21 protein-coding genes and 1 pseudogene are annotated in these 22,772 nt (G+C 67.4%); 10 read left to right on the forward strand and 12 right to left on the reverse strand.

Annotated features, from left to right (window positions below; translation table 11 throughout):
- Positions 1 to 28: 28 nt before the first annotated feature.
- From K244_RS0100080 to K244_RS0100090, 3 genes are read right to left on the reverse strand one after another with little or no spacing between them, the layout of a single operon-like run.
- Positions 29 to 847 (reverse strand): ABC transporter ATP-binding protein, encoded by an 819-nt coding sequence (locus K244_RS0100080; protein ID WP_020188304.1) that lies wholly within the window; start codon positions 845 to 847, stop codon positions 29 to 31.
- The gene (locus tag K244_RS0100085; protein ID WP_020188305.1) at positions 840 to 1,850 is read right to left on the reverse strand and encodes an iron ABC transporter permease; all 1,011 of its coding nucleotides are present in this window, start codon (positions 1,848 to 1,850) and stop codon (positions 840 to 842) included. The genes K244_RS0100080 and K244_RS0100085 overlap by 8 nt, the downstream gene beginning before the upstream one ends.
- Positions 1,847 to 2,875: an iron ABC transporter permease gene (locus tag K244_RS0100090; protein ID WP_020188306.1), complete on the reverse strand. Its 1,029-nt coding sequence runs from the start codon at positions 2,873 to 2,875 to the stop codon at positions 1,847 to 1,849. Before K244_RS0100090 ends, K244_RS0100085 begins: the two co-directional genes overlap by 4 nt.
- A gap of 641 nt (positions 2,876 to 3,516) precedes the next feature.
- Between K244_RS0100090 and K244_RS0100095 the strand changes: the two genes are divergently transcribed.
- The 4 genes from K244_RS0100095 (at position 3,517) to K244_RS0100110 (ending at position 8,849) form a co-directional block, all read left to right on the forward strand.
- A complete protein-coding gene (locus K244_RS0100095; RefSeq protein WP_036305861.1) occupies positions 3,517 to 5,919 on the forward strand; it encodes a TonB-dependent receptor in 2,403 nt (800 codons plus the stop codon).
- A 139-nt stretch (positions 5,920 to 6,058) separates the two neighbouring features.
- Positions 6,059 to 6,892: an iron-siderophore ABC transporter substrate-binding protein gene (locus K244_RS0100100; protein WP_020188308.1), complete on the forward strand. Its 834-nt coding sequence runs from the start codon at positions 6,059 to 6,061 to the stop codon at positions 6,890 to 6,892.
- Between the two features lie 325 nt (positions 6,893 to 7,217).
- On the forward strand, positions 7,218 to 7,790 hold the full coding sequence (locus K244_RS0100105; RefSeq protein ID WP_020188309.1) for a sigma-70 family RNA polymerase sigma factor: 573 nt from the start codon (positions 7,218 to 7,220) through the stop codon (positions 7,788 to 7,790).
- Positions 7,791 to 7,892: 102 nt separating this feature from the next.
- A complete protein-coding gene (locus tag K244_RS0100110; protein ID WP_020188310.1) occupies positions 7,893 to 8,849 on the forward strand; it encodes a FecR family protein in 957 nt (318 codons plus the stop codon).
- A gap of 471 nt (positions 8,850 to 9,320) precedes the next feature.
- Here K244_RS0100110 and K244_RS21140 read toward each other — a convergent pair whose 3' ends face one another.
- A complete protein-coding gene (locus K244_RS21140) occupies positions 9,321 to 10,082 on the reverse strand; it encodes a calcium-binding protein (RefSeq protein WP_197027130.1) in 762 nt (253 codons plus the stop codon).
- A gap of 50 nt (positions 10,083 to 10,132) precedes the next feature.
- Complete coding sequence (locus tag K244_RS23810; protein WP_051459984.1) at positions 10,133 to 10,543, reverse strand: hypothetical protein; 411 nt, start codon at positions 10,541 to 10,543, stop codon at positions 10,133 to 10,135.
- Positions 10,544 to 10,709: 166 nt separating this feature from the next.
- Here K244_RS23810 and K244_RS22915 point away from each other — a divergent pair.
- Positions 10,710 to 11,791 (forward strand): annotated as a pseudogene (locus K244_RS22915) (IS3 family transposase); the annotation flags it as partial.
- Here the strand turns inward: K244_RS22915 and K244_RS0100130 are convergent.
- The 7 genes from K244_RS0100130 to K244_RS22920 form a co-directional block, all read right to left on the reverse strand.
- Positions 11,788 to 12,105: a hypothetical protein gene (locus tag K244_RS0100130; protein WP_020188314.1), complete on the reverse strand. Its 318-nt coding sequence runs from the start codon at positions 12,103 to 12,105 to the stop codon at positions 11,788 to 11,790. The pseudogene K244_RS22915 and the gene K244_RS0100130 sit on opposite strands and share 4 nt — an antisense overlap.
- Before the next feature lie 485 nt (positions 12,106 to 12,590).
- Complete coding sequence (locus tag K244_RS0100135) at positions 12,591 to 13,451, reverse strand: urease accessory protein UreD (RefSeq protein WP_020188315.1); 861 nt, start codon at positions 13,449 to 13,451, stop codon at positions 12,591 to 12,593.
- On the reverse strand, positions 13,451 to 14,068 hold the full coding sequence (gene ureG, locus K244_RS0100140; protein WP_020188316.1) for an urease accessory protein UreG: 618 nt from the start codon (positions 14,066 to 14,068) through the stop codon (positions 13,451 to 13,453). The genes K244_RS0100135 and ureG overlap by 1 nt, the downstream gene beginning before the upstream one ends.
- Before the next feature lie 40 nt (positions 14,069 to 14,108).
- The gene (locus K244_RS0100145; RefSeq protein WP_020188317.1) at positions 14,109 to 14,837 is read right to left on the reverse strand and encodes an urease accessory UreF family protein; all 729 of its coding nucleotides are present in this window, start codon (positions 14,835 to 14,837) and stop codon (positions 14,109 to 14,111) included.
- A complete protein-coding gene (locus K244_RS22445; protein ID WP_020188318.1) occupies positions 14,830 to 15,369 on the reverse strand; it encodes an urease accessory protein UreE in 540 nt (179 codons plus the stop codon). Before K244_RS22445 ends, K244_RS0100145 begins: the two co-directional genes overlap by 8 nt.
- On the reverse strand, positions 15,366 to 17,078 hold the full coding sequence (ureC, locus tag K244_RS0100155; protein ID WP_020188319.1) for an urease subunit alpha: 1,713 nt from the start codon (positions 17,076 to 17,078) through the stop codon (positions 15,366 to 15,368). The genes K244_RS22445 and ureC overlap by 4 nt, the downstream gene beginning before the upstream one ends.
- 34 nt (positions 17,079 to 17,112) lie before the next feature.
- Positions 17,113 to 17,646, reverse strand: a complete 534-nt coding sequence (locus K244_RS22920; protein WP_020188320.1) for an urease subunit beta — start codon at positions 17,644 to 17,646, stop codon at positions 17,113 to 17,115.
- A 262-nt stretch (positions 17,647 to 17,908) separates the two neighbouring features.
- On the opposite strand from K244_RS22920, the gene K244_RS0100165 reads away from it, so the two are divergent.
- The 5 genes from K244_RS0100165 (at position 17,909) to K244_RS0100185 (ending at position 22,739) form a co-directional block, all read left to right on the forward strand.
- Entirely contained in the window at positions 17,909 to 19,114 is a 1,206-nt protein-coding gene (locus tag K244_RS0100165) for an ABC transporter substrate-binding protein (protein ID WP_020188321.1), read from the forward strand.
- A 172-nt stretch (positions 19,115 to 19,286) separates the two neighbouring features.
- Entirely contained in the window at positions 19,287 to 20,177 is an 891-nt protein-coding gene (locus K244_RS0100170; RefSeq protein WP_020188322.1) for a branched-chain amino acid ABC transporter permease, read from the forward strand.
- Positions 20,174 to 21,313 (forward strand): branched-chain amino acid ABC transporter permease, encoded by a 1,140-nt coding sequence (locus K244_RS0100175; protein ID WP_020188323.1) that lies wholly within the window; start codon positions 20,174 to 20,176, stop codon positions 21,311 to 21,313. Before K244_RS0100170 ends, K244_RS0100175 begins: the two co-directional genes overlap by 4 nt.
- On the forward strand, positions 21,310 to 22,026 hold the full coding sequence (locus K244_RS0100180) for an ABC transporter ATP-binding protein (RefSeq protein ID WP_020188324.1): 717 nt from the start codon (positions 21,310 to 21,312) through the stop codon (positions 22,024 to 22,026). The genes K244_RS0100175 and K244_RS0100180 overlap by 4 nt, the downstream gene beginning before the upstream one ends.
- Positions 22,026 to 22,739: an ABC transporter ATP-binding protein gene (locus K244_RS0100185; protein ID WP_020188325.1), complete on the forward strand. Its 714-nt coding sequence runs from the start codon at positions 22,026 to 22,028 to the stop codon at positions 22,737 to 22,739. Before K244_RS0100180 ends, K244_RS0100185 begins: the two co-directional genes overlap by 1 nt.
- Positions 22,740 to 22,772 lie beyond the last annotated feature (33 nt).

The raw sequence follows: 22,772 nt of genomic DNA on the forward strand, positions 1-22,772 counted from the left end.
AAAGCCATACCTCAGGGAGGACCGCTTCTCAGGGGCAGACCAGTCGCCGACGACGTGCGCCGAGGGGCGCTACGAAGATCGACCCGGTGTCGGGATCAAGGAAGATCCGGTTCTGGAGACCGAAAACGGCGTTCACATTGTCGGACGTCAGCACGTCTTCCGGCGCGCCTTCGGCATGGATCGCGCCGTCTTTCAGCATCACGATATGGTCGGCGTAGCGGGCGGCCTGGTTGATCTCGTGAAGCACCGCGACCACGGTCGCAGCTCGGTCGATCACCAGATCCGTCAGGAGGTCCAGAACCTCGATCTGATGCGCGAGGTCGAGGAACGTCGTCGGCTCGTCGAGGAGCAGGGCCTCGGTCTGCTGGGCGAGCGCCATGGCGATCCAAGCGCGCTGCCGCTGCCCGCCGGACAGAGTGTCGAGAAGGCGTTCGCCGAGCGGCTCCAGCCCGGTCAGCTCCATCGCATGGCGGCACGCCGCTTCGTCGGCGTCGCTCCAGCGCCCGAGCGGGCTCTGGTGCGGATAGCGCCCCATCGCAACGAGCTCTCGGACGGTGAGGCCCTCGGGCGCGGTCGGGCCCTGGGGCAGTACGCCGATGCGGCGCGCGACGTCGCGGGTGGGCAGCCGGTGAATGTCGGCGCCGTCGAGCAGCACCTGGCCGGAGGTCGGACGGAGCAGGCGGCACAGTCCGCGGAGCAGAGTGGACTTCCCGCTGCCGTTCGGCCCGATCAGGGCTGTGAACGCCCCTCGCGGCACGGTCAGATCGACGCCGTTCACCACCGGTCTGTCACCGTAGCCGAGCGTCAGGTCGAGGGACTGCAGCAGGGGGGCAGCGGCTTCAACCATTGCGGCGCCTCCACATCAGGTAAAGGAAGAACGGCCCCCCGATCAGGGCGGTGACGAGGCCGGCCGGCAACTGGACCGGCGCCAGCGCCATCCGGCCGACGAGGTCCGCGGCCAGCAGGAGGATCGCCCCGCACAGCGCGGTGACGGGGAGCGCCGCCCCGTGAAGCGGCCCGACGAGCCGTCGCGCGGCGTGGGGCGCCATCAGCCCGACGAAGCCGATCGTGCCCGCCGCCGCGACCGAGCCGCCCGCGAGCGCTACGCTGACGAAGATCGCCAGGCCGCGCGTGGCGTTTACGCCGAGCCCGACCGCCGTCGCGTGGTCGTCGCCCAGGGTCAGGACATCGAAGCGGCGCGCCAGAGCTGCGGCGACCGCGACGGGGCCGACGATCGAGGCGCCGAGCGCCGAAACGGTGCGCCAGTCGGCGGCGTAGAGGCTTCCCGTGAGCCACAGCAGCGCGCGCTGCGCGTCTTCGATCCGCGCGAAGGCCGACAGCAGCGTGACGCCCGCGCTGGCGAGCGCCGCGACGCCGACGCCGACCAGCACCATCCGCAGCGGCGCTAGCCCGTCCTTCCAGGCGGCGGCGTAGACGATCGCGGCGGCGCTGCCTGCGCCGGCGAAGCCCGCGAAGGGCAGCGCCCAGGCCGGCGCCTCCCGGAACGCCACGATCACCAGCGTGGCGCCGAGCGCCGCTCCTGCGTTGACGCCCAGGACGCCGGGGTCCGCCAACGGGTTTCGCGCCACCGTCTGCATCAGCGCGCCGGACAGCCCGAGCGCGGCTCCCACCAGCGCCGCGGCGAGCGTTCGCGGCAGGCGAAGCTCCAGGACGATGATCTCCGCGACGGGGTCGCCCGGAAGTCCCGCGAGCGCCCTCAGCGCGTTCAGCGCCCCGACATGCTCATCGCCGAGCAGGACGGCCAGAAACGCAAGCCCCAGCAGCACCGCGACGAGCGCCGAGCCGAGACCTAGGGCGCGCGGCGTGCGGAGCGTCGGCGCGCGGCTCACCGGCGGATCCGCGCGCGGGCGAGATGGATGAAGAATGGGCAGCCGATCAGCGCCATGGTGACGCCGACAGGGAGCTCGCTGGACGGCGCGACGAGTCTTGACACGAGGTCCGCGAGCAGCAGCAGCAGGGCGCCGCCGACCGCGCAATAGGGCATGATCCAGCGGTTGTCCGCTCCCACGAGCGTTCGCGCCACATGCGGGGTCACGAGGCCCACGAAGCCGATCGGCCCCGCGAGCGCCACCGCGCCGCCTGCAAGCGCCGCAACCGTGACCGCGGCGGCCGCGCGGCTGAGCGCGGCGTTCTGCCCGAGGCCCGCCGCGACGTCCTTCCCCAATCCAAGCGCGTTGATCGGCCGGGCGAGCGCGATCGAGGCGGCGAGCCCGCCGAGGATCCAAGGCGCCACGGCGAAGGAAAGCGAGAGCGGACGGTTAGCCACGCTGCCCGCCGTCCAAAGCCTGATCTGGTCAAGGGTCTGGGCGTCAATGATCAGGATCGCGGTGGTGAGCGATGTCAGGAACGCGCCGAAGATGGCGCCGGCCAGGGTGAGTTTCAGAGGCGATGCGCCGCCGCGGCCGGCGGAGGCGAGGGCGTAGACCGCGACCGCCGCCAGGCCCGCTCCGAGCGCGGCGGCGCCCGCGAAGGCGGTGTTGGTCCCGGCGCCGTAGAGCGCCGCCGCGACCGTCACCCCCAGCGCCGCGCCGGAATTGATCCCGAGCAGGCCGGGCGACGCGAGCGGGTTCTGGGTGACGCCCTGCATGATCGCGCCGGCGACCGCGAGCGCCGAGCCTGCGAGCGCCGCGGCCACGACCCGCGGCAGCCGCACGGTCGAGACCACGACCTGCGCGTAGGAGCCGTCAGGTTGGAAGAGGAGCCGCAGCGCCTCGGCGGGCGAGGTGATGGCGTCCCCGAAGCACAGACCGGCGAGCGCCGCCGCGGCCGTGAGGCCCGCCAGCGCAAGCAGGTTCAGGGCGGGCGGAACGCGCCCACGGCCGGCGACCTGAGCGGGACTCGTCGCGGAGGTCACTTCAGCGGGGCGGCAGAAGATGCGTCTCGATATCGTCGAGCACGCGATTGGCGGACGCGATTTCCCCAAACCGCGCCCAATCGCGTGAGGAGACCCGGTAGGCTCGGCCGGCCTTCACGGTCGTCTCCCCAAAGAGCAGACGCGGGCGTCCATTCGCCCTCCAACGGGCCAATACTGACCGGGGCGGGAACGTCCCGCCACGACAGCTCTTGTATCAAGGCGTCAAGCGGACAACGAGACGCCTGCGCGCTTTCAGCACTCATCGGTATCGATGTCATCGTTCACAACGGAAACGGAAACGATCGTCGCATACGCCGTTACTTGAACAAACGCCATGCCCTTTTACGCGGGTTCGACGGTAGCAGCCGCTGCACAACCAGGCGCGCAAGGAGCCGCGAGACGTTGGGGCGTTCCTCGAAGAGCCGCCCCGTTCCTTGCGGTCCGCTTAGCCAAACGGCAGCGAATTGGCGGCGGGCGCGCCTCGGACGCAATAAAATTTGGTCCGATATCCCAAAGGCGGCCTTCCGATCGTGAACCTGATGAGCGGATCGAACAAACGCCGCTCGCAGGATCAGACGGCGGCGCCGCGGGGGCCGCACGAACCGGGGGGTTTCATGTCTGCGAAGACGCCGACGCGATCGATGTCGAAGAGAGCGGGAGGGCGGCGGCTCGTCGCCCTGGCTGGCGCGCTCCTCGCGACCACGATGGGTCCTCCGTCCGCCGCTCGCGCGGAAGCGCCGACGCGCGCCGGAGCGGAGACCGTCGCCATCCCCGCAGGCCCGTTGACGCAGGCCCTCAACCGGCTCGCCGCGCAGGCGAAACTGCTGATCCTTTTCGACGCCCAGTTGACGCAAGGCAGGACGACCCCCGGCGTGAGCGGCCAGCTGACGGCCGAGCAGGCGCTGTCCGCCCTGCTCGCGGGGACCGGGCTGCGCGCGAGTTTCGCCGCCGTGGACAGGGTCGTGCTCACCACCGAGGGCACGCCGGCCCCGGTGGCCGCGAGCGGGGAGACGGGCGAGGACGCCATCGTCCTCGAGCCGATCACGGTCTACGGCGCCAAGACCACGACCAACCTTCAGGACACCAGCGCGAGCGTCGGCGTGGTGACGGCGGATGACATCGCGGACGGCCAGATCCGCAACCTCCAGGAGTCGTACCGACGCCTCGGCAACGTCATGGACGCGGCCTTCGCGAGTTCCGGCTTCGTCATCCGCGGCATGAGCTCGGAAGGCTTCACACCGGCCGGCGCGCCGTTGGGTTCGCTCTACGTGGACGGCATCCTCCAGACCCGCTACAGCGCGCGTTTCGGAGCGCGCAACCTTTGGGACGCGGAGCAGGTCGAGGTCTATCGTGGCCCGCAGACGACGCTGAGCGGCCGGGCCGCCACCGCCGGCGCGATCTACGTGCGCACGAAGGACCCGACGTTCCAGCCCGGCGGCGAGGTCTCCGCGACCGTCGGCAACAACGCGACGATCGGGTCGGCCTTCGTGCTCAACACGCCGGTCGTCCAGGACCAGATCGCGGTCCGCATCGCCGGCGCCTTCGAGCGCGGCAAGACCACGGTCGACTATCCGAGCTACCGACACTTCAAGAATTACGACGATTTCCGGACGGAGATCAGCCAGAGCATCAGGGCCAAGGTTCTTTTCGAGCCGAAGGAGCTGCCGGGAACCCGGGCGATCCTCAGCTACTCCTTCTCGAACGACCGCCCGAACGAGCGGTTGATCGGCGCCGGGGCCGGCTTCGATCTCGATGACGAGCGCGGCGACTGGCAGGCCTTCCCCACCTACGCCGAGTTCCGGCAGATCAAGGTGCACAATCTCGGCCTCGAGGCGTCCCACGAGATCACGGACGCCCTCAAGCTGACGTCGCAGTCTGGCCTGAACTACGGACGGACGCGCCGGCTTTCCATCGACACGGGGACCGAGGGCCTCGCCGACGGCATCGACGGCATGGTCAAGGACACCCTGTTTTCCCAGGAGCTCCGCCTCAACTACGAGCATGATCGCCTGAAATGGGTCGCCGGCGTGTTCGGCAGCTACCAGCACTACGATTCCGTGTTCGGCGCCGCCATCGTGCCGTATCTCGAGCTCGCCGAGGACTTCGATCGCAAGACGACCAACCTCGCGGCCTTCGGCGAGGCGACCTACGAGTTTCTTCCCACCTGGCACGTCACGCTGGGCGGCCGCGTGGACTACCTGCGCGAGAAGACGGTCCAGACAGGCGCCAACACCTATCCCTACGGTGGAACGCCCGTCCCCTACGACGATCGCGCCGCATTTGACGAAGTCAACTTCGTGCCGAAGATCGGCCTGTCGAAGGACGTCGCCGAAGGCCACAAGGTCGGTGTGGTCTATGCGGAAGGCTTCCGCACCGGCGGTTATTATCTCGATTCCGAGACACAGGAATCCAGATATTACGACCCGGAAAGAGCGAGGAACTATGAGCTGTTCTACAAAGGCCGTTTTCTCGACGATCGGCTGACGCTCAACATGAATCTGTTCTTCACGCAGTACAAGGATCAACAGATCGAGGTCATGCCCAAGGCGAGCGAGCCGTGGCGCCGCCAGACGGTGAACGCCGCCTCGTCGCGGTCCTGGGGGTTCGAGATCGAGCCAACCTTCAAGGTCAGCGAACAGCTCAGCGTCTACGCGTCGCTTGGGTACCTGAACACCAAGTTCGAGGACTTCACGCACGCGAGCTACGGCGACCTATCCGGAAAGCCGTTCCCGGAGGCGCCGGAATGGTCCCTCGGCTTCGGCGGCCGCTACCAGTTCGAGAACGGCGTCTACGTGGGCGGCGACGCAAAGTACACGTCGAGCTACCTCGGCCGCCTCGACGTCGGCCCGCCCGACCGGGTCGATTCCCGCATCATCGTCAACACCCAGGCCGGCTACCGGAAAGACAACTGGGAAATCAACGTCTTCGCGGAGAACCTGCTCGACAAACGCTACCTCACCTTCGTCGAGCGTGACGCGTCTCCGCGCTACGCGCAACTCGGGCAGCGCCGGTCGGTCGGCATGAACGTCAAGATGAAGTTCTGACGTCGAAGGAGGCGGAGCCGCATAGCTCCGCCTCGACTGTCCAATGCGCGCGGAAGGACGACCTCTGAAGATCACAGCGGTACTGACGTTCTGCCTCCTTTGGGCGTCGCCGGCCTTCGCCGCCTGCAACGGGAGGCTAGTGGCGCGCGATGTGCTCGGCGCGCCGGTCTGTGTCCCCGCCACGCCGGTGCGGATCGTCGCGCTAGATCCGTGGCTCACTCTTGGGATGCTGTTTGAACTCGGCATGCCGCCGGTCGCTGCGCCGCTGATCGGCATTCAGGACGACGGTGTCCGGAAAGAGGCGGAGCGCGTCGGCGTGGCTGACGTAGGCCTCCCGCTTGAGCCCAGCCTCGAACGGATTGCGGCGCTGTCGCCGGATCTGATCGTCGGGAGTTCCTACCTGCACGCGAAGATCGAGGGCGCGGCGGCGCGCATCGCTCCGACGATCCTGATTGATCCGATCGACTGGAAGCAGCATTTTCGCATCTTGGCCAGCCTCGTGGGCCGAACGGAGCAGGCCGAAGCCGCTCTCGGCGCGTACGAGGCGCGGGCCGCTGCGATAAAAGCCAGCGCGCGCGACGGCGCGGTCTCGGTGGTCCGGGTCGCGCCTTCTGGCTTTCAGGTCTATCTCGACGGCCCCGCAGCCTATGCGCCCTATGCCGTCCTGCGGGACGCGGGGGTGAAACGGACGCCCTACGAGACCACGACGGACCAGACGGTCGTAAAGCGCCCGGGATGGGAGCAACTCGCAGGCCTCCAAGGAGACGTGCTGCTTGTGGTGGTGGTGAGCGGATATGATCCGTCGCAGGACGACAGGCTTGCGGCGGCAACGTTCTCCAACCCGTTGTGGAAGATGCTTCCAGCCGTGCGGGCCGGCCGGGTTTATCGTGTCGACCGCGCAACCTGGATGGGCTTCCACGGCGTCGCTTCGGCGCACCGTGTGCTCGACGACGTAGAACGGTATCTGCGTTGAAGACTAGAGCCAAAGGCTTGGAGCGCGCGGCGCGGGATGAGCTTCGTCCGCGGCCGGGTCGCTTTGACCGCCTGTTGCAGCGTGGCCACGCGTCGCGGGTTTGGCGCTTTGGGCTGCTTCCGCTCGCGCGGCCGGCCTGCCGCCGAAAATTGAGCGAAATCAACGGCCGCCACCGCGCCGCAGTTTTGCACCGCCCGCTCTGGCTCACTGATCTAGACTTGTTCTAAGTCATTGTTCTTGCAAGATTTTTGCTTGAACGTCAGTATGCATGGCGCAGACGGGCGGCGGCCTGTAGCTGCGACAGCCCGCGCACGATGACGAAGCCATGCCAATCCTGACGGGCTCAGCGCCCCGCCTGAGCGACCTCGACGGCGCCGACCTGCTGAATCGGGCGATCGAGGATTATTACAACGAGCTTGTCGCCGCGGCGGCGCGCCGAAGCGGCGCCAACGCCTTCGACGTCGTGCACGACCTGTATCTCAAGCTCGCGGCGCAGCCGGACGTGCTTCGCGACAAGCGGTCCCTCAAAGTCTACCTCTGCCGTGCGGCGGCCAATCTGGGCATCGACCGCTTTCGCCGCGAACGTTTCGAGGCGGCGCTGTTTTCGGGCGGCGAACACGAGGCCTCGTCTGTCGCCGAAGACGCCTCGCCGGAACGCATGCTGGAGGTCGAGGCGCGCATCGCGATCCTGCGCGACGCCATCACCGAACTGCCGGCGCGCCGGCGCGCGGTGTTCATCCTTCACCGTTTCCACGGACTGACGGCAGACGACATCGCCGCTCGACTGAATATCACCCGCAACATGGTCGACCGTCATCTGCGGCAGGCGCTGTCGCATTGTCTGGAGCGGCTGGTGGCGGTAGAGATCGAGTTGGCCGTCTGGTCATGGAGCCGCTGATTTCAGCCGTCCGGCGTTCGGCGCCAGCGCTCCTTCGAACGTCCCAGGAGCGGCCGTTCGCTCGTGTTTAAGAATGAGAGCGAAAGACGAGAGGCGGACCCGATGGGGGACAGTCGCGCGACGCGCTCGCAGCGAAAACTGTACGATGAGGCCTCCGGCTGGGCTCTGAAACATCGCGAAGGCGGGCGGGCCGGAACGGACGACGCCGACTTCATGCGTTGGCTCGAGGCGAACCCCGATGGGCGGCGCGTCTATGAGATCGCGGAGCGTCTCATGGTTGAAGCGCCCATGGCCATCGGGTCGGATCAGGCGCTGCGGGAGTTCAGGACCGATTCCCGTCCGCGGATCAAGCCAATCGTGGCCGTCGCTCTCGCCCTGTTCCTCTCCGGCTCTCTTTTTGTGGGTCTGGACGGGCCGATGCGGCTTCGCGCGGATGCGATCGCCGGGACCGAAATCTCGCCGACGCTGACGCTCGCCGACGGCACGACCGTGCAGCTCAACGCCTCGTCCGCCATCGCTGAAGACTACAACGACAGCCGTCGTACCGTACGGCTTCTGCGAGGGCAGGCGTTCTTCGACGTCGCGCCGGACGCCGCCCGTCCCTTCACCGTGGAGGCTGGACAGGTCCGCGTGACAGCCCTCGGCACGGCCTTCGACGTGCGCCGAGGCGAGACCGAGACAGATGTTACGGTGACGCATAACGCCGTCCGGGTCGAGATCGAAGACGGCGCGGCCGGTCCGATCCGCATCGGGCAGAACGAGCAGGCCGTGATCGACCACGAGACGCCAAAAGTCCACAGACGGGCCACGGACGGCGATCTCGCACTGGCGTGGCGGCGAGGACGGCTTGTCGTGGACGACGCGCCACTGGCTTATGTGATCGAGGAGATGGACCGCCACTTCTCCGGCCGGATCCTCATTGCCGGCGGCGTCTTGGCGCAGCGGCGAGTAAGCGGCACGATCGCCATCGCCGACACGGACGCCTCGCTTGAATTTCTGAAACAATCTCTTGGTCTCGGCGTGACGCGCCTTGGGCCGCTCATCGTGATCCATGGCTGATCGCAACCCACCCGATAAAATAATCATCGAGCTGCGCATCGTCGTTTGGTGCGGGGAGCAACGCGCGCGTCTGACAAGCCGCTGAACGCGGGCAAGACAAAGCGAACTTTGCGAAGGCCTACCACGCGAAAATAAGTCCCTACCGCCGCTAGGCGCCAACAGCGGACATGCAATCTCTTCCCAGAGCAGACCTTCGCTCTGCCAGCATGTTTGACGTTGACAAAAGCCGCCCACCGCACCCGCGAGAGCAGGTGACCGAGCGTGTCTAGGAGCATGAAGTTCGCACGGCCAAGTTGCCCCACGATATGGCCCTGACGGATTGATCAGCGTGCTCGAGCTGGGGGGAGCGGAGCGCGGTCGCCGCCGCGGCGCGGGCTCCCGCCAATCGGGGCCGCAAGACCGCCGCGAAGGCGGCCTAACCGGCCGGAGAGCGGAGAGCTCCAACGCGGAGGTCGCCGCTCTAATGGACCGTCAGGCCACCTCGAAGTCCGCAGCTTCGATCGCCGGCCGGTGCGTCAGAGTGGCGAACTGGACGGCGCTGTAGACGTCGGCCGACCCATCGCGATCAAAGAACAGGCCACCCGTCGTCCGGTCGTAGAGAATGCGGTCGTCGAGATCTGTCGCAACGCGGCCAAGCGCAAACGCGTCCGCCGTAAGCGAACCGGACGCAAGCCCGCGGAAGACCAAGGCCGACAGCTCGATCCCGTCGACGCCGGACGCGAAGTCGGTGACGGCGTCGACATTGCTCGCGCCGAGCGCAGTGTCGAACACGAACACGTCTTCGCCGCCCCCGCCCGTAAGCCTATCGGCGCCGAGCTTGCCGGCGAGCCGGTTGGCGCCGGCGTTTCCGAAAAGCTCGTTCGCGAGCGCGTTGCCCGTACCTGACAGGTCGCCGTCGCCCGTCAGCACGAGTTTCTCGACGTTCCCGGATAGCGTGTAGGTGACGCCCGACCGGACCGTGTCGAACCCGCCGTTCGCGCTCTCGGCGACGACGTCGCCCGTGTCGTCGACGCGATAGGTGTCGTCGCCAGCCCCGCCGCGCATGATGTCCGCGCCCTCGCGGCCGTCCAGCACGTTGTCCGCGGCGTTGCCCGCGAGGCGGTTTGCGAGAGCGTTGCCGTAACCCTTGAGAGCCTCGCCGCCACTAAGCACGAGGTTCTCAACGTTCGCCGTGAGAGTGTAGCTCACTAAAGCCCGAACGGTGTCGACGCCTTCGCCTGCGAACTCAGTCACCAGGTCGCCCGCGTTGTCGAGGACGTAAATGTCGTCGCCTGCGCCGCCAATCAGAGTGTCGGCGCCGGCTTGCCATCGAGAACATTGGAGCCTGCATTTCCAACGATCTGGTTCGAGAGCGCGTTGCCGTAGCCGTTGAGCGCAGCGTTGCCAGTCAGGATGAGGTTTTCGAGATGAGCGCCGAGTGACCACGAAAGCGAGGCCTCGACGGTATCGACGCCTCCGCCGGCGACTTCTTTGGATAGGTCGCCTCGATCGTCAATGATGTAGACGTCGTCGCCCGAGCCGCCGATCAGCGTGTCGGCGCCAGCCGCGCCATCAAGGACGTTCGCCGCTGCGTTGCCCGTTAGCCGGTTCGATAGTTCGTTTCCGCGTGCGTCGATGGACTGCTCCCCGATGAGAACGAGGTTCTCGACCCAGGCCGCGAGGTCATAGCTGACAGATGTGCGCACCGTGTCCACGCCATCGCCGACCTCTTCAAAAACAAAGTCTGATGCCGTGTCGATGACGTATGTGTCGTTTCCCGCGCCGCCGAAAAGTCTATCCTCTCTGGTCCTGACCCTCAGAACTGGTCCGGTTTGAGCGCGATTTTTTCGGGCATCCTGATCCCTGCAGGAGGGGGATGCCATGAAACGCAAACGGTATTCGGACGAGCAGATCGCCTTCGCCCTGAGGCAGGCTGAGAACGGCACGTTGGTCGAAGAGATCTGCCGCAAGCTCGGCGTCTCGGAGGCGACGTTCTACCGGTGGAAGAAGCAGTTCGCCGGCATGGGCGTCGTCGAGATCCGGAGGCTGAAGCAGCTCGAGGAGGAGAACGCCAAGCTGAAGCGCCTGGTCGCCGATCTCTCGCTCGACAAGTCGATGCTTCAAGACGTGCTGAGAAAAAAGTTCTGAGGCCCGTCATGCGTCGCGATCTCGTTGCTCATCTTCGAGCGGCCTACGACATCAGCGAGCGGCGGGCCTGCGTCGCCACCGGCTTCGAACGGTCGTCGCAACGCGACCGGTCGAAGCGTGATCCTCAGACAGCCCTGCGGATCCGGTTGAAGGACCTGGCCGCGGTTCGAGTCCGCTACGGCTATCGCCGCCTTCACGTCCTGCTACGCCGGGAGGGCTGGGCGGTGAACCACAAGCGTGTCTACAGGCTCTACAGCGAAGAAGGGCTGTCGATCCGCACAAAGCTGCCCCGACGCAAGCGGGCTGGCGCTACCGGATCGGACGCCCGGATATCACGGAGCCGAACGACGTCTGGGCGATGGACTTCATGTCCGACGCGCTCTTCGACGGCCGGCCGTTCCGGCTGCTGACCATCTTGGACTGCTGTTCGCGCGAGGGGCTCGCAACGGTTCCAAGAGCGAACTTCAGAGCCTTCCACGTCGTGGAGGTTCTCGACCGGCTCGCAGTCGAACGCGGGCCGAGCCGAAGACGATCAGGGTCGACAACGGACCGGAGTTCGCTGGCCGGTTGCTCGACCAGTGGGCCTACCTCAACGGCGTCGAGCTCGACTTCTCAAGGCCTGGAACGCCGACCGACAACGCCTTCATCGAAGCGTTTAACGCCCGCATCCGGGCCGAATGCCTCAACGCAAGCTGGTTCCTGTCGCTACCCGACGCCCGTGACCGGATCGAAGCCTGGAGGATCGACTACAACACCGAACGACCCCACTCGGCCTTGGGCACTTGACGCCCAACGCCTTCGCTCACCAAGCTCAATACGCCCGAAAGGTCGCATCCTGCCCGGACCAGAGTCCGGGGCAAGACCAGGTCTTCTGCTGCATGACCGTCGACCTCAGGCGGATCGATCCGCCCATGGCCACGTCGCTGATCCGGAGTTTGACGAGGTCACATCCGCGAAGCTTCGCGTTGAGGGCGCAGTTGAACATCGCAAGGTCGCGGACCTGAGCGTTGGTCTTCAACTGCTGGCGGATCGCCCAGATGTGCTTCGGCTTCAGCGGCGCTTTGGGTCCGATGAGACGACCGGCGTTCCATGGCTTCTCGGGTAAGCGGAACAAGTCGGGCTGGTGCATGGCCTCCTCCTAGAGGCGGCCCCTCGCCGGGATCATAAACCCGCAGCCATTCGGCGACGCGACAGAAGCAGTCTTCATTCGGCCGCCCGAATTCGGATGCCGGATGGCGCGTGGATCACGGCTTCTGGGGTCGAATGCCCTCCAAGACCTCGACGCCGCCGATGTTCCTCAGCGCAACAGTATCGCGTGGCGGACATGGGCCGTCCGAGATGCTCGCGGTCATTCAGGGGAGACGTTGGGACGAGGCCGCGCATGGCACAGGCCTCGGCATCGCGATCACGCGCGACCTCGCCGCGGCCTCGGGAAGCAAGCTTCGGCCGGCGGCCTTCGCGCCCGGGTCGAATGGGGGGCGAAGTGACCGCCCGGCTAGTCTAGCCCGTATCATCTGCTTCGTAGCCTCGCAGCCTGCGTTTGGGCTGAGACGCCGGACATCATGCTGTTCCTTCGGCGGGGGAGCGCCGTCGGAGGAACAGCAAAGCCGGAGATCAGCACTTCCGGATCGGACGGGCGGGCTTGCCGGCGATGGCCGGACGGAGCGCCGTCCAGCACGCGAACACGGCCTCGTGGCACGCCCAGGCCTCGTCCGCCAGAATGCGGCATACGATGAAGTTTCCAGCCCGGCTCGCCCCCGCTGCGGTCGCAGCGGTCGTTGCGAGGCGAGCCTCGATGTCCTCCTCCAGCCCGGCCGGCAGGTCCTGCGCATAGGCGACGACGGTTGCGGCGTGGCTCGCCCCCCCCCATAGTCGGCGAAGAGCTCCCACCTCGTCCGGCCCATCGGCGATCAGGCGGTCGAGCAGCAGCGTACGGTCGTCCACCGTGACCTTGAACTCGGAGTCGAGCGCCTCGAAGGCGAAGGCCTCACCGGCGCCGTGATGGATGCGGCCCGCCGCGATCATGTCGGTCGCGAACAGCCGCGCGTCCGGGGCGAGCGCTATGTGCGTCCGGCGCTGGACGCGCGACCGCGCGAAAGGGATCGACTCGTCGGGGCAGTATTCCAGCGTCGCGCCGTCGCCGACCTCGATCGCGACCAGCTCGCGCGAAGTCGCGCCGTCTGGGCATTTGTAGAACTTGCTCGCCGCCGTCGTCGTGATCAGCGCCCGCGTCTCGGGTTCGAGCGTGCCGTGCAGCTCCGCCACGTCGCCTTCGACGAAGCCCCCGCCGGCGTTGATGAGCAGCAGGAACGGCTGGTCGTCGTGATCCTGATAGTGGCAGCCCTGCCATTGGTAGGGGATGCGCCAGGAGCGCGGGTCGATCTCGGTGCGGCCGCGGCGGCGCACGGCGCGCAGGTTCATCAGCGCATGCTTGCCGACGATCCAGTCTTCGTGCGGGAGGACGACGGCGGCCATCAGGCGGCTTCCTCTTCGAACAGCACGTCGTTCTCGATCCAGGCGACGACCTCGTCGAGGCCCTTGCCGCTCTTCATGTCGGTGAACAGGAACGGCTTCGCCCCGCGCTGCTTCTTCGCGTCTCGCTCCATGACGCCCAGATCGGACCCGACGTACTGCGCGATGTCGATCTTGTTGATGATCAGCAGCGGCGAACGGGTGACGCCAGGGCCGCCTTTCCGCGGGATCTTCTCGCCCTCGCCGACGTCGATCACATAGATATGGCTGTCGGCGAGCTCCGGGCTGAAGGTCGCGGCCAGATTGTCGCCGCCGCTCTCGATGAAGATGATCTCAAGGTCGCGGAAGCGCCGGGTCAGGTCTTCGACCGCCACCATGTTCATCGAGACGTCCTCGCGGATCGCGGTGTGCGGGCAGCCGCCGGTCTCGACGCCGACCACGCGCGCAGGGTCGATCGCGCCCGAGCGGACGACGAACTCCGCGTCCTCGCGGGTGAAGATGTCGTTGGTGATGACAGCGATCGAGCGCGTCGGCCCCATGGCGCGGCAGAGCTGCACCAGCAGCGCGGTCTTGCCGGACCCCACAGGGCCTCCGATGCCGATCCGGACGGGCTTTCTCATCAAGACGCTCCTTCGGCTTGGGATCAAGAGATAGGGGGAATCAGGAGATGCAGAGCCGCGACGGCAGCCGTTCGTGGCGCATCGCGGCGACGTCGAGCGCAGCGTAGGTCGAGCACATGGCCTCGAGCCGGCGGGAACGGGCGATCTCCGCGCAGGCGTCGATCAGCGGCGCTGCGCCCGCGACGATCCGCTGGGCGTCGACCTGGCCGAGCGGCACGAGCCGCTGGTTGACCGCGACGAGGTTCGACAGCGCGCTCCAGAGATAGCTTGTGACGGTCTCGGCTTCGCCCAGCGCGAGACCCGCGCCCGCGATCCCATAGACGACCGCGTGGTGGCCCGCGCAGCCGCCCTGCGCCATCATCGCGCCGTAGCGGAGCATGCCCTCGAGCTCGAACACGTCGCGGCAGGCGGCGAGCAGCGCGCGGCCGGTCATGGTGGACGCGGCCTTGGTCTCGCGGCCGAGCTTCAGCGCGCCGCACAGCCCGTCGAGTTCCGCCAGCCGCGCGGCGTCGCCGTCGAGCGCCGCCCGGTAAGCCTGAGCCACGGCGACGGCGTCGCCGGTCGCGACGCCGAAACGCAGCCAATCCCGGCAGCGGCGCTCGGCCTCGGGGGCGTTCGCCACCGCGTCGTCCGAGATCCAGGTCTCGAAGCCGTAGGAGTGGGTGAAGGCTCCGGTCGGAAACGAGGCGTTGGCGAGCTGCAGCAGCGCGAGCAGCCGGTCGCCGCCGTTGCCCTGCGGGCGGAAGTCGGCGCCTCGGCGCTCAGCCATGGGAATGATCGTGGCCGTTCGCATGGCTGTGGCCGTGATCGTGGTGGTGGCGATGGTCGTCGTGGGGGTGATGGTGATGCGCGCCGGCGGCCCCGAAGCGGCGGCCGACGAAGGGCTGCGTCACCTCCTCGATCTGGACGTCCATGCCGGCGAGGATCTGGCGGACCATCGGGTCGCGCGGGGTCAGCACGCCGTCGCGCAGGAAGCGGGCGGGGCGGTGCAGGTTGCCGAGCTGGTAGCAGGCGGCCCACCACTCCAGCACGTTCCCGGCCGGTCGAAGCCAAAGCAGATCTTCGGGCGCGGCGCGCACCGCGACGGCGAGGTCGCCCTCGCGCAGCAGCACGTCGCCGTCCTGCAGTTCGGTCCCGCGCCGCAGCGACACACGCAGCTTGCGGCCGCCCTCGGTGACCGCGCTGAAATGCGCGCTCGCCCGCTCCTCGGAGGTAAGGTCGAGCGGGTCCACCACGATAGCTCGCGGCAGTTCGCCCAGGCGGCCGAGGATGGTGGTGACGATCCCGGCGGTCGTGCTCATCGGAAGTAATACAGCTGAGTGAGCGGCAGGGTTTTGGCCGGCTTCACCGTGATCCGCTGGCCGTCGACATAGACGTTGTAGGTTTCAGGGTCGATCTCGATGTTCGGCATCAGGTTGTTGAGATGCATGTCGCGCTTGGAGATCGTGCGGGTGCGCTTCACCGGCATCAGCGTCTGGTGCGTGCGCAGCCGCTTGTCGAGGCCCGCGTCGAGCGCCGCCCTGGTCACGAACGAGTAGCTCAGGCGGGCCGGATTGGCGCCGAGCGAACCGTACTGCGGCCGGTACTTCAGCGGCTGGCAGGTCATTAACGAGCCCGCGGGGTCGCCCATCACCGCATGGGTGATGAAGCCGCCCTTCACCGTCGTCTCGGGCTTCGCGATGAACATCTTCGGCCGCCAGAACACGAGGTCGGCGAGCTTTCCGGGCGTGATCGAACCGACGTAGGAATCCACGCCGAAGGTGATCGCCGGGTTGATCGTGACCTTGGAGAGGTAGCGCCGGATGCGGAAGTTGTCGTTGCCCGCGCCGTCCTCTGGCAGGCGGCCGAACCGCACCTTGTTGACCGCCGCGAGCTGGAACGCGCGCTGGGCGCTTTCCGCGGCGCGGCCGACGCCCTGGCTGTCAGAGCCGATCATGCTGATGGCGCCGAGGTCGTGCAGCACGTCCTCCGCGCGCATGGTCTCGGCGCGCGCCCGGCCCTGGATGAAGGCCATGTCGGTCGGCACACTCTTGTTGAGGTTGTGACATGTGATCAGCATGTCGATTTCTTCGTCGTAGGTGTTGATCGAGAACGGGTTGGTCGGGTTCGTCGAGCTCGGCAGACAGTTCGGCTCCATCACGCAGCGCATGATGTCCGGCGCGTTGCCGCCGCCGGCGCCCTCGGCGTGGTAGATGTGCATGACACGGCCGTTGATGGCGGCGAGCGTGTCTTCGTAGTAGCCGGTCTCGTTCAGCGTGTCGGCGTGCACCTGCACCTGGAAGTCGAGCTCGTCCGCGAGATCCATGCAGGTCTCGATCGACGCCGGCGACGACGACCAGTCCTCGTGGATCTTGAGTCCGGTGGCGCCGCCGATGACGATCTGCTCCGCGAGCGCGCCCTTAGTCGCCGCGTTGCCCTTGCCGAAGTTGCCGAAGTTGAGCGGGATGTCCGCCATCGCCTCCAGCATGCGGTGCAGGTTGAACACGCCCGGGCACTCGATGCCGACCGTCTTCGGCCCCGAGCCGCCGCCGATCACCGTGGTGAAGCCCGAGTTCTGGTATTCGTAGAGCTGCTGCACGCTGTCGAAGTGCGGGTGAATGTCGACGAAGCCCGGCGTCACGATCATGCCCTCGACCGACAGGATGTCGGTGTTGGGCGAGACGATCAGGCCGGGCGTCACGTTCATGGTGTCGGGGTTGCCGGACTTGCCGACGCCGACGATCAGGCCGTCCTTGACGCCGATGTCGCCCTTCACCACGCCGAGGATCGGATCGATGATCACCGCGTTGGTGACGACGAGATCGAGCGCGCCGTCGCTCGCCTTCCACTTCGACGCCTGTCCCATGCCGTCGCGGATGGTCTTGCCGCCGCCGAAGACGAGCTCGTCGCCGTAGGTCGTGTAGTCGTGCTCGATCTCGGCGACGAGGCCGGTGTCGGCCAGGTGAATCTTGTCGCCCGTCGTCGGTCCGTACTGCGCCGCGTAGTCCGGGCGCGAGATCTTCATGCTCATGGGGCTCTATCCAGCTCGCGGGGCCGCAGATGGGTCAGGACGTCTTCGAGGTCTTGCCGGCGGCCTTGCCGCCGCCCTTGGGCGTAAACCGCGCGTCGGGCCGGTCGCGCACCTTGTAGCGCTCGCCCTCGAAGCAGTAGCCGTGGGCTTTGAGCTTCTGCATGGTGAGGTCCTTGATGATCTCGGACCGCACCGTGCCGTTGGTCATGTTGTTCATGCCGAAGGCGACGTGCCGCCCGGCGTAGCCAGTGAGCTGCACCTTGCGGCTCTGGCCCGGCTCGAAGCGCACCGCCGTTCCGCTCGGAATATCGAGCCGCATGCCGAAGGCGGCCTCGCGGTCGAAGGCCATCGCCTTGTTGCATTCGGCGATGTGATAGTGCGCGCCGATCTGGATCGGCCGGTCCCCGGTGTTGACCAGCACCAGCTCGATCGTCGGTCGCCCGACGTTGATCTCGATCTCGTCGTCCGCAAAATCGATCGCGCCAACCTTCTCCGGCTCGCCCACGTCGAAGGCCTCCGACGGGACGACGGACTTCGGAAGCGGCGGCGGCGCCCACTTGGCTGACATGGGTCATCTCCGGGAGCGAGGGGTCGGTACGGGGTGGGCGGTCCAACCGCCGCCGCCCCGCGTCTCGGTCGATTAAGCGTCGCCCCGAGCAGCCGCGCATCTTCCCTTTTCGGGTAGCTGCCGGCGGCCGGGGCCCGCGCCTAGGCTCTCGCCGAAAGTCATCGCGCCTTTCGGAGCAGAAGGAGCCCCACAGGTGAGAGCCGCCATCAGAAGCAGTCTTGCTTCATCATTGTTTGTGCTATCGATCGTGGGCGGGGCTGCTGTGGCGACGCCCGCCTCCGCGAAGGACAAGATCACGGTCTGCACGATCGACGACCTGTCCGGCGACTTCTCCATCATGTCGACGCCGAAGACCTACGGCTACAAGCTCGCGGTCAAGGAGATCAACGACGCCGGCGGCATCGAGGTCGACGGCAAGAAGAAGCTGATCGACCTGATCTCCTACGACGGCCAGTCGGACGTGAAGCGCTACCAGGAGATGGCGCAGCGCTGCGTGTTCGAGAACGAGGCCGACGTCATCATGGCCGGCTACACCGGCGCCGAGCGCGAGGCCGCGCGCAAGGAGGTCGTCCGCAACAAGACGATCTACTGGCACAACAACCAAGGCGAAGGTGGCATCGCCGACCACTATTCGTTCTTCGCCGGACCGACGCCGGAGCAGCAGGTGTTGCCGGCGATCGAGTACATGGTTGAGAAAATCGGCCCGCGCATGACCTTCATCGGCGCCGATTACAATTTCTGCCGCGCCATCGGCCAATGGGTGCGCGTCGCGGCCGGTCTCGCCGGCGGCAAGATCGAGATGGAGGAGTACTTCCCCTTCGGCGTCTCGCAGTGGCAGGCCACGATCGACAAGATCAAGGGCGTGAAGCCGGACTTCCAGGTGCACTGCCTTGTCGGCGCCGACCAGGTGCAGTTTTACCCGCAGGCCCAGGCCGCGGGTCTGAAGACGCCGGTGTGGTCGAACGTCACGATCTCGGACGGCTACGAGCACAAGCGCTTCGCGCCGCCGTCGCTCGCGAACCTCTACGTCCCGCCGGGGTACATCGAGGACGTCCCGGGTGAGGCGAGCAAGGCGTTCGTCGCCAAGATCCGGGCGATGTTCCCGAGCACGCCCTACGTGAACGAGCACGCCGCCTTCGGCTACGTAGCCGTCAAGGCGATGGGCGAGGCCTGGAAAAAGGCCGGAAGCACCGACACCGAGAAGACGATCGCCGCTCTCGAGAGCGACATCTCGCTGCCCGACGCGCCGGGCGGCCCCTGGATCATGCGCGGCAAGCAGCATCACGCCGCCATGCACACCTACCTGTTCAAGGTGAAGGAGGACCACACGCTCGAGTTGGTCTCCGATCTCGGCATGACCGAGCCGCAGTTCCTCACGAGCATCGGCGTCGACATGACCAAGAAAGCCCCGAACCGGCAGTTCCTCCCGCCGGACAACCCGGAGTGGAAGAAGTATCTCGCGCCGTAAGCCGCGGGATATCCACGACGGCGTCCTGCGCTGGGTCCCCCCTCGGCGCAGGACGTAGGTCTTCGCCGCAGGTCGCCGCGCGCTTCGGCGTCACGCGGTCCCGGCTCCCGCGCGATACGGCGCGGCCGCCGACGGCCCCTCGGACCCGGCGGCGCAACGCGGAGAGACGATCATGGAATGGTCAGGCCAGGTCTTCAGCTGGATCTACCAATACTTCGACAACATGGCCTTCCTGCTGCTCGCCGCCTCCGGCCTCATCCTGATCTACGGGATGATGGGCGTGATCAACATGGCGCATGGCGAGCTGATGATGATCGGCGCCTACGTCGCCTCGGCTGCGTTCTACGCGGGCGCGCCTGCGCCGGTCGCGATCGCCGTCGCGGGCCTCGTCGCGGGCCTCGTCGGGATCGTGATGGAGCGGCTCGTCATCCGCCACTTCTACAACCAGTTGCTGTCGTCGCTCGTCGTCACCTGGGGCCTCAGCCTGATCCTGAGCCAGGGGGTCCTTCTGGCGCTCGGGCCTTCGACCATGAACATGCCGACGCCGTTCGGCAGCTTCAGCGTCGGCGGCTTTTCCTTCGGCGTCTATCGCATGGCGCTGTTCGCGACGGCGATCGGCCTGATCGCGAGCGTCTGGGCGCTGTTCCGGTTCTCGTCCTTCGGCGTCGCGGCGCGCGCCGCGATGGAGAATCCGCGGATGGCGTCGGCGCTCGGCGTCGACACCAAGCGCGTCTACACCGCGACCTTCGCCATCGGCTCGGCGCTTGGCGGGATCGCCGGCGCTCTCTTCGCCCAGACCGCGGCGATCTCGCCGTTCTTCGGCCAGAACTACACCCCGATGGCCTTCATCACCGTCGTCATGGGCGGCGGCGCCAGCGCGATCCTTGGGCTGGTCTACGCCGCGCTCTACCTCGCCGGCGTGCAGACCGTCGCGTCCAACGTGTTCAATCAGTACGTGGGCTATGTCTCGATCATGGCGGCGGCGTTCATCGGCTTGCTCGTCATGCCGTCCGGCATCTCGGACTTCGTGCAGAAGCGGCGCGCCCGCCGGATGGCGCGATGACCGGCGTGACGCGTTCCCGGATCCGCGCCCTGCTCGCCGGTCTGAACGGGCCGCAGACGCTCGGCAACTCGCGGCTGTTCTGGCTTCTGTGGCTCGCGGGCGTCGCGGCCTTCGCGCTGCTGCCCTGCGTCGCCTCCCGCTACCAGGTGCTGACCGCCAGCAACTTCTTCATATCGGCGATCCTCGCGCTCAGCCTGTGCCTGATCTGGGGCTTCGCCGGGATCCTCAGCCTCGGCCAGGCCGCCTTCTTCGGCGTCGGCGGTTACGCTTACGGGATCGTCGGCATCAACCTGATCGAGGCCACCGGCGAGAGCGGGACGGCGCTCGTCGCCGGCGCGCTGGCGCCCGCGCTGCTCGCGGCCGGCGTCGGCGCGCTCATGTTCTACAGCCGCCTCAAGGGCGTCTACGTCGCGATCCTTATGCTGGTGGTGTCGCTGCTGCTTGGTCTCTTCATGCGCCAGACGGCCGATCCCGCCTATGCCATCGGCGGCGCCTACCTCGGCGGCATGAACGGCCTCGGCCCGGCGACCGCGAGCGATCCGTCAATTCCAAATCTGGCGCTCGGCTTCGGCGATCTCGTCGCTGAATTCGACGGACGGGGCCGGTCGTTCTACTGGCTCGCGCTCGGCGCGCTGGTGGCCGTCTACCTCGGGCTGCGGTGGCTCGTGAATTCGAGCTTCGGCTACCTGCTGGTCGCGGTGCGCGAGGACGAGCGCCGCACCGAGACCTTCGGCTACGACGTGCGGCTCATCCAGCTCGGCGCCTTCTGCATTTCCGCCGCGCTTGCGGGGCTCGCCGGCGCGCTCTACACCGCGTGGGGGACTTACATTCATCCTGACGGCTTCAGCGTCGGGCCGAACATCCTCGTCGTCATCTGGGTCGCGGTGGGCGGCCGGAAGGACCTGACCTCGGTGGTGGTCGCGACGCTCGGCCTGAGCTGGATCTCGATCGAACTCGCCACCTGGGGCGAGATCTCGCTGCTGGCGCTGGGCGTCATCCTGGTGGCCGCGATGCTGGTCGCGCCAGAGGGCGTGTTCGCGACCGCCGGAGCCTGGTTCGGGCGGCTCATGACCCGGAACCGAAGACGTCCCGCGCGGCCCCCGACGGCGGCGGCGGAACTCGGAGCCGCGCGATGAGCGCGCCCATCCTCGAGGTTCGGGACGTCCACAAGGTCTACGGCGGCGTGCGCGCCCTGAACGGCCTCTCGCTCTCGGTCGCACCGGGCGAGATCCACTGCGTGGTCGGCCCGAACGGCGCCGGCAAGAGCACCTTCTTCAAGACGCTGATCGGCGTCGAGCGGCCGACCTCGGGCCAGGTGTTCTACAAGGGTCAGGACGTCACGAAGCTGCCCGCGTTTCGCCGGGCTCGGCTCGGCCTTTCGGTGAAGTTCCAGAACATCAGCGCCTTCGGCGAGCTGACGGCGCTGCAGAACCTGTTCGTGCCGCTCCGCCGCAACCATTCGAAGGCGGACATCCCCGCGCGCGCCTCCGCCGTGCTCGCCCGGGTCGGCCTCGCCGGCGTTGAGGACACGCCCGTTCGCCAGCTCTCGCACGGCCAGCAGCAGTGGCTCTCGATCGGCCTCTCGATTGCGGCCGAACCCGACCTGCTCCTGCTCGACGAGCCCGCCGCGGGCCTGTCGTCGGAGGAGACGGCGCGCACCGCCGAGCTGATCCGCGAACTGAACCGCTCGGGCATGACCGTGGTGGTGATCGAGCACGACATGGGCTTCATCCGCAGCCTTAGGGCGCGCACCAGCGTGCTGCATTACGGCGCGCTGTTCGCGCAAGGCGCGTTCGACGACATCGCCGCCAACGAGGACGTGCGCCGCATCTATCTGGGAGCCGCGTAATGGCCTCGTCCTCTTCCCAGTTGTCGCTCGCCGCCGTCCAGTCCGGCTACGGCCGGGTGAAGGTGGTGCAGAACGTGTCGCTCGAGGTCGCGACCGGCGAGATCGTCGCCGTGATCGGCCGCAACGGCGTGGGCAAGTCGACGCTGATGAAGACAATCATCGGGGAGATCGCGCCCATGTCTGGCGCCGTGAGCTTTCGTGGGCTGGACGTCACGCGATTGGACGCCGCCCGCCGCGCCCGGCTCGGCGTCGGCTACGTGCCGCAGGGCCGCGATGTCTTCGCGCGCATGACTGTTGGCGAGAACCTCGCGCTTGGCCGGCGCGTGGGCGGCGCGCCGGCGGCAAACCTCGAACGGGTGTTCGGCTTCTTCCCCATCCTGGAGAAGCGGCTGGCGCAACCGGCCGGCTCCATGAGCGGCGGCGAGCAGCAGCAACTCGCCATCGGCCGCATCCTCGCCGGCCGGCCCGACATCATCCTGCTCGACGAGCCGTCCGAGGGCGTGCAGCCGAACATCGTGCAGGAGATCGGCCGCATCATCCGCCGCCTGCGCGACGAGGAGCGGCTGACCGTGCTGATCGTGGAGCAGAACCTGTCGCTGATCCGCGCCGTCGCCGATCGCTGCGTGATCATAGACAAGGGCGCCGTCGTCGGCGAGATCGCGCCGGAGGCCCTCGACGATCCCGAAACCGCCGCGCGGTATCTGTCGATCTAAGCTCCGATGGCCGCGGCGCTCGGCGGCGCCGAG

Source organism: Methylopila sp. 73B, from assembly GCF_000526315.1.
Lineage (GTDB): Bacteria > Pseudomonadota > Alphaproteobacteria > Rhizobiales > Methylopilaceae > Methylopila.

What these genes read in the sequence shown, in the direction of transcription:
- K244_RS22920 (WP_020188320.1), bottom strand. Translation starts at nt 17,646, where the DNA reads ATGTCAGCCAAGTGGGCGCCGCCGCCGCTTCCGAAGTCCGTCGTCCCG.
- K244_RS0100105 (WP_020188309.1), top strand. Translation starts at nt 7,218, where the DNA reads ATGCCAATCCTGACGGGCTCAGCGCCCCGCCTGAGCGACCTCGACGGC.
- K244_RS0100185 (WP_020188325.1), top strand. Translation starts at nt 22,026, where the DNA reads ATGGCCTCGTCCTCTTCCCAGTTGTCGCTCGCCGCCGTCCAGTCCGGC.
- K244_RS0100145 (WP_020188317.1), bottom strand. Translation starts at nt 14,837, where the DNA reads ATGGCTGAGCGCCGAGGCGCCGACTTCCGCCCGCAGGGCAACGGCGGC.
- K244_RS0100135 (WP_020188315.1), bottom strand. Translation starts at nt 13,451, where the DNA reads ATGGCCGCCGTCGTCCTCCCGCACGAAGACTGGATCGTCGGCAAGCAT.
- K244_RS0100130 (WP_020188314.1), bottom strand. Translation starts at nt 12,105, where the DNA reads ATGCACCAGCCCGACTTGTTCCGCTTACCCGAGAAGCCATGGAACGCC.
- K244_RS0100180 (WP_020188324.1), top strand. Translation starts at nt 21,310, where the DNA reads ATGAGCGCGCCCATCCTCGAGGTTCGGGACGTCCACAAGGTCTACGGC.
- K244_RS0100080 (WP_020188304.1), bottom strand. Translation starts at nt 847, where the DNA reads ATGGTTGAAGCCGCTGCCCCCCTGCTGCAGTCCCTCGACCTGACGCTC.
- K244_RS22445 (WP_020188318.1), bottom strand. Translation starts at nt 15,369, where the DNA reads ATGAGCACGACCGCCGGGATCGTCACCACCATCCTCGGCCGCCTGGGC.
- K244_RS0100110 (WP_020188310.1), top strand. Translation starts at nt 7,893, where the DNA reads ATGGGGGACAGTCGCGCGACGCGCTCGCAGCGAAAACTGTACGATGAG.
- K244_RS0100170 (WP_020188322.1), top strand. Translation starts at nt 19,287, where the DNA reads ATGGAATGGTCAGGCCAGGTCTTCAGCTGGATCTACCAATACTTCGAC.
- ureG (WP_020188316.1), bottom strand. Translation starts at nt 14,068, where the DNA reads ATGAGAAAGCCCGTCCGGATCGGCATCGGAGGCCCTGTGGGGTCCGGC.
- K244_RS0100175 (WP_020188323.1), top strand. Translation starts at nt 20,174, where the DNA reads ATGACCGGCGTGACGCGTTCCCGGATCCGCGCCCTGCTCGCCGGTCTG.
- K244_RS0100095 (WP_036305861.1), top strand. Translation starts at nt 3,517, where the DNA reads ATGTCGAAGAGAGCGGGAGGGCGGCGGCTCGTCGCCCTGGCTGGCGCG.
- ureC (WP_020188319.1), bottom strand. Translation starts at nt 17,078, where the DNA reads ATGAGCATGAAGATCTCGCGCCCGGACTACGCGGCGCAGTACGGACCG.